General features: G+C 65.4%; 3 protein-coding genes. 2 read left to right on the top strand and 1 reads right to left on the bottom strand.

Translation table 11 applies throughout. The features are described 5' to 3' along the window. Positions 1 to 265: 265 nt before the first annotated feature. The gene (ruvX, locus tag VMR03_RS15475) at positions 266 to 673 is read right to left on the bottom strand and encodes a Holliday junction resolvase RuvX (RefSeq protein WP_325406795.1); all 408 of its coding nucleotides are present in this window, start codon (positions 671 to 673) and stop codon (positions 266 to 268) included. A gap of 298 nt (positions 674 to 971) precedes the next feature. On the opposite strand from ruvX, the gene gatC reads away from it, so the two are divergent. Beyond that, positions 972 to 1,259, top strand: a complete 288-nt coding sequence (gene gatC / locus VMR03_RS15470) for an Asp-tRNA(Asn)/Glu-tRNA(Gln) amidotransferase subunit GatC (RefSeq protein WP_325406793.1) — start codon at positions 972 to 974, stop codon at positions 1,257 to 1,259. 2 nt (positions 1,260 to 1,261) lie between these two features. Next, positions 1,262 to 1,887, top strand: a 626-nt coding sequence (locus VMR03_RS15465) for an amidase (protein ID WP_325406791.1), incomplete at its 3' end; no start/stop codon positions are given.

Genomic DNA, 1,887 nt, shown 5'->3' with positions numbered 1-1,887 from the left:
TGGAGCGACGCCTGGATCTGCGGAAGGGCGAGGGCGAAGATACCGAGGTCGTAATTGTTGATGAAGAGCGAACTGCCGACGAGAAGCAGCAGCATGCGCTGGTCGCGCGGGAGCGTAGATGTCGGCAATGACGTCGGCACTGACAAGATTGATCCCCCGATCCCCGGTTTAGATGTCATCCCGGCTTTATGCCGGGACCCAGGGGCTGCAAATTCCGAGCGAGCCTCCCCTGGGCCCCGGGACGAGCCCGGGGTGACACGAATATTCAGAGCGTCCGCAACCGCTCCAGCGCGCCTTGCAGAATGTAGGCGGAGGCCATCTTGTCCACCACCTCGGCGCGGCGTGCGCGGCTTGTATCGGCCTCGAGCAACGTTCGCGTGACGGCGGCGGTGGACAGACGTTCGTCCCAGAAGGCGAGCGGGATCGGCGACAGCTTTTCGAGATTGCGGACAAAGGCGCGGGCGGACTGGACGGCCGGGCCTTCCGAGCCATCCATGTTGAGGGGCAGGCCGACGATCAGCCCGCCGACGCCATGCTCGGCGGCGAGATCGAGGAGCCGTTTGGCGTCCGCGGTGAACTTCGCCCGCCGGATGGTCTCGAGCGGGGTCGCGACCGTCAGCGAGAGGTCGGAGAGCGCGAGGCCGATGGTTTTCGAGCCGAGGTCGACGCCCATCAGCCTTTCGCCCCGCTTCAGGGCGTCCCGAAGCTCGCCCAGGGTCTTCAGATTGCCGCTCAAAGCCGGTCCATTCCTGAAATCTGCTTATTTGTCAGGACCATAGGCGGCGAGGCGAAACCGCGCAATGATATCCCCCGAAACCTCCTTATATAGAGAGAGGCGGCGTTGCGGCTGGTAGCCCGGCTTTGTTATGTTCGCCGCTCGAATCCTCCACGAAGGGATCGGTAGCCAAGGGTGCTCGGGACCAGCCGGTCGGACGGGCAGCCCTCTCCGAACCATAACCAAAGGCAGGCCTATGTCGGTCGATCAGAACACGGTCCGGCACATTGCCCGGCTCGCGCGGATCGCGGTCCGGGACGATGAGCTTCCGGCGCTCGCGGGCGAACTCAACACCATCCTCGACTGGGTGGAGCAACTGGGAGAGGTCGACACGACGGGTGTCGAGCCGATGACCAGCGCCGTCGCCATGAGCATGAAGATGCGCGACGACGTCGTGACGGCGGGCAACCTCCAGAAAGAAGTGACGGAGAACGCGCCCAGGGCCGAGGACGGGTTCTATGTCGTGCCGAGGGTGGTGGAGTAATCATGACCGACCTGACAAAGCTGACGCTTGCCGGCGCGCGCGACGCGCTGAAGAAGAAAGAGTTCACCTCGCTCGAACTGACCGACGCCTATCTCGGCGCGATCGAAGGGGCGGCGGCGCTGAACGCCTATGTGACCGTGACGGGCGACGAGGCGCGCGAGATGGCGAAAGCCTCCGACCTCAAGCTCGGCAAGGGGCAGGGCGGCGCGCTGGAAGGCCTGCCGCTCGGCGTCAAGGACCTCTTCGCGACGAAGGGCGTGCTGACGACGGCCTGCAGCCATATCCTTGACGGTTTCAAGCCGCCCTACGAGTCGCAGGTGACGAGCAATCTCTGGCGCGACGGCGCCGTGATGCTCGGCAAGCTCAACAATGATGAATTCGCCATGGGCTCGTCGAACGAGACGAGCTTCTACGGGCCGGTCGTCAATCCCTGGCGGCGCAAGGGCGACGACACGAAGATCGTTCCGGGCGGTTCGTCGGGCGGTTCGTCGTCCGCCGTGGCGGCGAAGCTCTGCCTCGCGGCGACGGCGACCGACACCGGCGGCTCGATCCGCCAGCCGGCGGCCTTCACCGGCACCGTCGGCATCAAGCCGACCTATGGGCGCTGCTCGCGCTGGGGCATCGTCGC

Origin of the sequence: Parvibaculum sp., from assembly GCF_035511255.1 — a bacterium.
GTDB lineage: Bacteria > Pseudomonadota > Alphaproteobacteria > Parvibaculales > Parvibaculaceae > Parvibaculum.
The sequence above is the reverse complement of the archived record's forward strand: the minus strand, read 5'-3'. Positions and strand labels throughout refer to the sequence as shown.